A 6,617-nucleotide genomic window follows, 5' to 3' on the forward strand; every position below is an offset into this window, starting at 1 on the left:
CCGAGAGGGGTGCCGCGGGCCATGGTGGACGGGACATCCCGACCCGAGGAGCGCGCGTGGACGAGCAGAGCACGACAGGGACCACGAGCGGCGAGGTCGTCGAGGTCGTCCGCTCCGAGGAGCGTGCGCAAGGAGGCACGGAGCGCGTGGCGACCGGCCGTGTCCTCGTCGGCAAGCGGGTGGTGACGGAGCAGCGCACGGTCTCCGTGACCGTCCGGCGCGAGGAGCTCGTCGTCGAGGAGCGGCCCCTCGACGGCGCCGGCGCGGTGGGCCCCGACGACGGGCTGCCGCGGACCCCCGGGTCACCCGTCCTCGAGATCGTGCTGTCCGAGGAGGAGGTCGAGGTGGTCACCCGCGTCGTGCCCCGGGAGCGTGCGCTCGTGTACGTCGACGCGGTGAGCAGCACCGTCGGCGTGCCGACGACCGTGCGCCGCGAGGTCGTCGACGTCACCGGCGTCACCGGCGTCACCGGCGTCACCGGCGTCACCGGCGTCACCGGCGTCACCGACAGCACCGACACCGACGGCACCGACAGCCCCTTCGTCGACTGATCCCTCGCGCCGCTGCCCCGCGGGCTCCGGCCCGTGGGCCCCCGTCCCCCGGCGTTCGTGACCGCTCCCCGTCCCCGGCCCTCCACGACGGCACGGGCGCGGTCGCCCGACCCGCTCAGGTGAGGAGACGGTGCAGCAGCACCTCGCCGGCCGCACCCAGCGGCAGCACCAGCAGCAGCCAGGTCGTCGCGACGCCGACGCCACGGGCCCGCCTGCCGGCCGCCCGCGCCACGGGGGTGGTGGCGCCCAGCACCGCGACGACCACGGCGCCGAGGACGCAGAACACCACCGCGTCGGCCGCGTAGCCGAGGTAGAACCCGTAGGTGACCGCTCCCTCGGCGAGGAAGACGCCGCCGAGCAGCGCCGGCCCGAGCGCGGCCACGCGCAGCGACCGCGGACGCCGCCAGCACCACCCGGCCGCGCCCAGGACCGGTCCACCGAGCAGACCGGTGGCGGCCCACATCGCGACCGTGGCGGGGTTGACGCCGAAGCCGCGCAGCGCCGACAGGGCGTAGTAGCCCGCGACCTCGCCGAGGCACACCAGGACGCCGGCCAGCACCGCCGTCCAGGGCCGCCGGCTCCAGGCGCCGACCAGGAAGGCGGGCGCGACCCATGGGCCCACGGCGTTGGCCAGCCCCGCGAAGGGCCGGGGCAGCACCGTCTGGAGACCGGAGGTCGCGGCACCCCACAGCACCCCGACCAGCACCGCGGCACCGAGCACCACCGCGACCCCCGCGCCGGCCTCCGGCACGACCCACCGGGCGCGCGCGGCCGACGAGAGGTTCGGCGCGGTCGGCGCGGTCGGCGCGATCGGCGCGGTCGGCGTGGCGGCGGGTCGGCTCATGGTCGCAGGCTGCCGGACCGCCGGTGCCCCGGGCATCGGCGCCCGGTCGGACCGCGGCGCCCGGCAGCTCATCCCCCAGGCTGAGCCCCCGTCGGCCCCCGTCGGCCCCCGTCGGCCCCCATCGGCCCCCGTCCGACCCCGTCGGCCCCGGTCGGCCCCGCCGCCGCCCGGTGTCCGGGTCCCTGCGGCCGGGGGTCGTCCGCTCGTCCAGGCCGGCCCGGCTGCAGCGCCCCGCGTGCGAGGCTGGCGCCCCGCCCCGCCCCGCCCCGCCCTGCCCCGCCCCGCCCCGCCCCGCCGCCCCGCCGCCCCGATGCCGGAGACCCGCATGCCACCCCGCCCCGCCGACCGCCGTCCCGCCCGGCGATGACCGGCCCCGCCGCCCTCATCACCCTGGCCACCGCGTGCCTCGTCGCAGGGGTCGTCCTCGTCGTCGTGGGTCTGGTCCGGGTGTCCCGGGCGCGTGCCGTCGACCGCGTCCGGCTGCCGGCCCGGCTCGTCTCCCGGACGTGGGCCGTCAGCGGTTCGCAGGTCGTGGTGGAGTACCCGGCGCCGGACGGCTCGCCGCTGCGCGCGTCGATGTTCGTCTGGGTCGTGCGAGCCCCGGGGATGTCGCCGGGCTTCGACGGCACGGTCTGGGCCGCGCGCGACGACCCGTCGGACGTCACCCCGCGCCGGCAGGGGCGGACCGCGACCGGCGCGTTCCTGGCGGTCCTCGGCGGCGCGCTGCTCGCCGTGTCGTCCGGGCTCGGCATCACGGCCCTGGGCGTCGCGGCGTCCGCCACCGCGCGCTGACGGGGCGGCCGACAGTCAGGAGCGGACGCGGACCCCGAGCTCGAGCGGCCGGTGCCGCAGCCGCGTCCGGTCGGTGGCGACCACGAACAGGGTGCCCGCCCCCAGCACCGCGGCCGCCACCCACGGGATGGCCTCCACCCCCGGGCCGTCGAGGACGACGCCGCCGAGGAGCGCCCCCGCCCCGATCCCGATGTTGAACGCGGTCGTCACGACGGAGCCGGCCAGGCTGCGCGCCGGCACGGACGCGGCCTGCATGTTGCGGGTGTGGATCATCGGCGGGATCACGCCGAAGGCGACCGAGTACACCACCAGGACCGCGAGCACGAGGGGCAGCGTGCCGACGGAGGTCGCGAGGGCGACGAGCAGCACCGCGCCGCCCCCGCCGCCGGCGGCCAGCACGAGCCGCGGCCGCCGGTCGCCGAGCGCGCCGGCGAGCACCGCGCCGACGAGGCCCGCGATGCCGAGGGCGAGCAGGACGAGGCTCAGCCCGTCGGGCGTGACGCCCCCGACGTCGATGGTCCAGGGCGCGATGTAGGTGGAGAAGGCGTTGTGCCCCGTGCACAGGACGACGGCCGACACGGCCACGATCCCGACCCCGACGAGGGACCGGTCCCGGTGCAGGGGGGTCGTCGGGGTGCCCGCCGAGGCCCGGGGGCGGTGCTCCACGGACGGCAGGGCCACGACGACGAGGACGACGAACACGACGACGAGCAGCGCCATCACGCCGAAGGCCGCCCGCCAGCCGAAGGCGTGCCCCAGGGCGGCCGTGAACGGCACCCCGAGGATGAACGCGAGCGAGCCGCCGCCGGAGGTGATCGCGATCGCCCGGGCCAGCTGCGTGCCCGGCACGAGGAACGTGGCGTAGGGGCCCGCCACCGACCAGAACAGCCCGTGCGCCAGCCCGCCGACCACCCGGGAGGCCAGCAGGGCCTCGTAGGTCGGCGCCACCGCCGCCAGGACGTTCGTGACCGCGAACACCGACAGGGTGACGACGAGCAGCCGCTTGCGGTCGAACCGCTGGGTCGCGAGCGTCACGGGGATCGAGGTGAGCGCGACGGTCGCCGCGAACACCGAGACCAGCAGCCCCACCCGCGACTCGCGCACGCCGACGCCGTCGGCGATCTCGGGCAGCAGCCCCGTCGGCAGGAACTCGCTGGAGACGGAGGCGAAGATCGCCCCGGCCAGGACGAGCAGGCGGAAGGTCGGCAGCGGGGGGTTGACAGCGGGGGACGGGCGGGGTGGGGCCACGGGCACGCGCGGGACCCTAGCCGAGGCCACGGGCCTCGCCCCGTCCGTGTCCTCGGGGCCCCACGCCGCCGGTCCCCGGTCAGACCGGACGCTCCGCCTCCAGCGCGTCCACGAGCAGCCCGACGAGCGTGTCGAGCTGCACGTCCGAGGAGGAGGTGACGTCCTCCTCCGCCGCGCCGTCGAGGGCACGGGCGGCCAGGCCGGACTTGCTGTCGATGAGCTCGGCGATGCGGGCGTCGACGGTCTGCGCCGCGATGACCCGCCACGCGGTGACGGGCTCGGCCTGGCCGATGCGGTGGATGCGGTCGATGGCCTGCGTCTGCTCGGCGTAGGTCCAGGACAGCTCGGCGAGCACGAGGTTCGAGGCGACCTGGAGGTTGAGGCCCACGCCGGCCGCGGTGAGGGAGCACACGACGATCGCCACCTCGGGGTCCTCGACGAACGCCGTGACGTTCCGCTCGCGCACCTTCGGGGTCTGGTCGCCGCGGATGGAGGCGTACCGGATCCCGCGCTCGGCGAAGGTCTGCTCGGCGGTGTCCATGACGTCGACGTGCTTGGCGAAGAAGACGACCTTGCCGACGTTGCGGGCCAGCTGGGCGGCGTAGTCCGCCGCCAGCCCGGCCTTCGCCTGGCCGATGCGGCGCACCATCGTGAAGACGTTCTCGCCGCCGGCCGAGCTGGTGTCCTTGAGCTCGGCCGCCGCGACCCGGCGGGCCAGGTCCACGTCCACCTCGTCGGAGGTCGCGCTGCCCGTGCGCACCTCGAGGGCGGACCGGTAGCGGGCGACGAGCCGCCGCGCCAGCGCCTCCTCGGCGGCCCGGACCGACCGCCCGGCGGCGCCGTCGAGCTCGACCGGCAGGTCCGCGACGCGACGGGCGGGGATGTCGGCGACGACGTCGGCCTTGCGGCGGCGCACGACGCCCATGTCGATGACGGCGGCGCGCGCCGCGGTCGAGAACCCCGGGTCGGCCGGCGTCAGGCCCGTCTCCTCGAGGGCCGCCCCCAGCGCGCCGAGCGGCTTCGTGTCGTCGATCCAGCCGAGGAGCTGCCAGATCGCCCGGAAGTCCTCGATGTCGTTGATGAGCGGCGTGCCCGTCAGCGCCATGAGCAGCGGGCGGCCCGTGCGCTCGCGGATGCGCTCGGCGATGGCCAGCACGTGCTGCGAGCGCTGCGAGCGCTTGTTCTTGATGAAGTGCGCCTCGTCGACGACCATCCCGCGGAAGCCGAAGTCGCCGAGCCAGCCCACGTGCCGGTCGAGGAGCTCGTAGTTGACGATGACGACGTCCGCGAAGCCGTCGACCCGCTCGCCGTCGCCGTGGACGACGGTCGGCCGGTGCTGCGGGGTCCACAGGTCGACCTCGTGGGCCCAGTTCGTCTTCACCACGTTGGGTACCACGACGAGGAGCGGGTACGCCTGCGCGACCTGGGCGGCCAGCAGCGCCTGGGCGGTCTTGCCCAGGCCGGGCTCGTCGGCGAGCAGGAACGTGCGGTGGCCGCGCGCGGTCGCGGCGACGACCTGCGCCTGGTGCGGCATGAGCTCGCGGCCGACGGGGACGCGCACGGGGCGGGGGTCGGGCAGCGGCATGCAGGCGGGCGCCCCCGGGGAGGCCTGCTCGAAGCTGCGGAAGAGCGGCTCGAGGAGCTCCCACCCGGCCAGCCGCCGCGCCTGCGTCGGGACCCGCGCGGCGGCGGCCTCGTAGTCCGGGGCGAGGAACGGGTTCGCCCGCTGCCGCGCGAGGACGGACAGGGGGACCACGCGGTTCTCGGTGCCGGGCGGGGGAGCGGCGGGCGCGGGGGCCTCCTCGGGCTCCGGCTCCTCGGGGGGCTCGACCCCGCCGGCGCGCAGGACGCTGGCCGTGTAGGCGCGCGCGGCGTCGGAGACCCGGGCGTCCTCGGCGAGGAGCGCGAGCAGGGAGGTGTCGCGGGCGGCCGTGCGGGCGAGCATCGTCGCGACGCCGTCGAGGCGCTTGAGCTGCTCCGTCCGCCTCGACGCGGACAGGGTGGTGTCGGCGGTGACCCGCGCGCGCTCCTGCCGGACGAGCAGCGCCACGACCTGGAACTTCGTGCGCACGGCGGGGCGCGTCGGGGGGCGCTGGACGGCACCGTCGACCTCGCGGGCGATCCCCGCGAGCACCGGGACCAGGCCCGGCTCGACCGCCCGGGGGCTGCGGCGGCGCTGCGCCCCGGCGTCCGGGCGCGTGCCCGTGGACCGACGTCGGCCCTCTCGTGCCACTTCTCCTCCGTCTCCCGCGTCCGCGCCGCGAGGGCGGCACGACGCGCCGTGCCGCGTGCCCGCCCGGGACCGGGCGGGGCGTCGGACACCGCGCCCGTGCCGCGGGGGCCGCGGCCCCGGGGCGGCGGCATCGGGCGCACGCTCACCGCACGGCGTCGCGGCCTGCGCCGCCCGACGTCCGTGCTCGGGTCGATGGTGACATGTCCCGGGCCCCTCGGTGCGCCACCGCGCGGGACGGACGGGCGCGGGGGTCGCCCGAGGGCCGGCCCCAGGACCGCGCGGGCGGCGACCGGCGCCGCCCCGGACGGCCCGCGACCTGCCCCGGCACCGCCGTCGGCGTGCGACCCTCGGGCATGGACCTGCCCTCCGGCGCCGACGAGCGCCCCCTCGGCTCGAGCTTCCCCGACCGGCCCACGGGCGCGCCGGCCCCGGGCGCCCTCGTGGTCCGGGCCCTCGTGACGGTCGCCGGCGTCGTCGCCCTGCTCGGGCTGCCTCTGCTCGCCGGGCGCTGACGCCGTCCTCCGAGAGGCCGCGGGACACCGGCGACGGGTCCGTCAGCACCGGCCCGTGACCCGCTCCAGACCGGCCCCAGACCCGCCGATGGGCGGCTGTCGAAACGATTCGTGCGGACGCCGGTGAGGTGTCACCATGGACGGCGATGAGCGCCGAGACCCGCTGCACCCCGTCCGACACCCTCCCCGTCTCCGACCCGGCCCCCGCCCCTCGCCCCCGCGAGGGCCGTCCCGTCGTGCCCACGCCCGTCCGCGCGCCGGGAGCCGTCGGCACCGCCGGCACCGCCGGCACCGTCGGCACCGTCGGCACCGCCGCCACCGGGGCCGCCCGCGGCGGCGACGCGTCCACGGTCGCCGACCCCGCCGAGGCCGCCCCCGACGCGCCGGCCTCCGCCGCCACGACGACCACCACCACGACGGTCGGCGCCTGCAACGGC

At 77.7% G+C, this 6,617-nt stretch carries 6 protein-coding genes and 1 pseudogene; 4 read left to right on the forward strand and 3 right to left on the reverse strand.

Going from position 1 to position 6,617, the window contains the following annotated elements:
- Positions 1-56 precede the first annotated feature (56 nt).
- Positions 57-551 carry a DUF2382 domain-containing protein gene (locus EJA20_RS10605; RefSeq protein ID WP_164983935.1) on the forward strand — a complete coding sequence of 165 codons (495 nt, stop codon included), beginning with the start codon at positions 57-59 and terminating at the stop codon, positions 549-551.
- Between the two features lie 115 nt (positions 552-666).
- Here the strand turns inward: EJA20_RS10605 and EJA20_RS10610 are convergent, their stop codons facing one another.
- Positions 667-1,395: a DUF6518 family protein gene (locus EJA20_RS10610; RefSeq protein WP_129338125.1), complete on the reverse strand. Its 729-nt coding sequence runs from the start codon at positions 1,393-1,395 to the stop codon at positions 667-669.
- 363 nt (positions 1,396-1,758) lie between these two features.
- Between EJA20_RS10610 and EJA20_RS10615 the strand changes: the two genes are divergently transcribed.
- Positions 1,759-2,187 (forward strand): hypothetical protein, encoded by a 429-nt coding sequence (locus EJA20_RS10615; protein ID WP_129338126.1) that lies wholly within the window; start codon positions 1,759-1,761, stop codon positions 2,185-2,187.
- Between the two features lie 15 nt (positions 2,188-2,202).
- On the opposite strand, the gene EJA20_RS10620 is transcribed toward EJA20_RS10615, so the two are convergent.
- Both EJA20_RS10620 and EJA20_RS10625 read right to left on the reverse strand, forming a co-directional pair.
- Entirely contained in the window at positions 2,203-3,435 is a 1,233-nt protein-coding gene (locus tag EJA20_RS10620; RefSeq protein WP_164983936.1) for an MFS transporter, read from the reverse strand.
- 79 nt (positions 3,436-3,514) lie between these two features.
- On the reverse strand, positions 3,515-5,668 hold the full coding sequence (locus EJA20_RS10625) for a DEAD/DEAH box helicase (protein WP_129338128.1): 2,154 nt from the start codon (positions 5,666-5,668) through the stop codon (positions 3,515-3,517).
- 353 nt (positions 5,669-6,021) lie between these two features.
- Here EJA20_RS10625 and EJA20_RS18705 point away from each other — a divergent pair, with 353 nt between their 5' ends.
- Both EJA20_RS18705 and EJA20_RS10630 read left to right on the forward strand, forming a co-directional pair.
- Positions 6,022-6,180 carry a hypothetical protein gene (locus tag EJA20_RS18705; RefSeq protein ID WP_164983937.1) on the forward strand — a complete coding sequence of 53 codons (159 nt, stop codon included), beginning with the start codon at positions 6,022-6,024 and terminating at the stop codon, positions 6,178-6,180.
- Positions 6,181-6,326: 146 nt separating this feature from the next.
- A pseudogene (locus EJA20_RS10630) lies at positions 6,327-6,617 on the forward strand (hypothetical protein); the annotation flags it as partial.

The organism is Cellulomonas endophytica (assembly GCF_004123805.1).
Lineage (GTDB): Bacteria > Actinomycetota > Actinomycetes > Actinomycetales > Cellulomonadaceae > Cellulomonas > Cellulomonas endophytica.

What these genes read in the sequence shown, in the direction of transcription:
- EJA20_RS10610 (WP_129338125.1), bottom strand. Translation starts at nt 1,395, where the DNA reads ATGAGCCGACCCGCCGCCACGCCGACCGCGCCGATCGCGCCGACCGCG.
- EJA20_RS18705 (WP_164983937.1), top strand. Translation starts at nt 6,022, where the DNA reads ATGGACCTGCCCTCCGGCGCCGACGAGCGCCCCCTCGGCTCGAGCTTC.
- EJA20_RS10615 (WP_129338126.1), top strand. Translation starts at nt 1,759, where the DNA reads ATGACCGGCCCCGCCGCCCTCATCACCCTGGCCACCGCGTGCCTCGTC.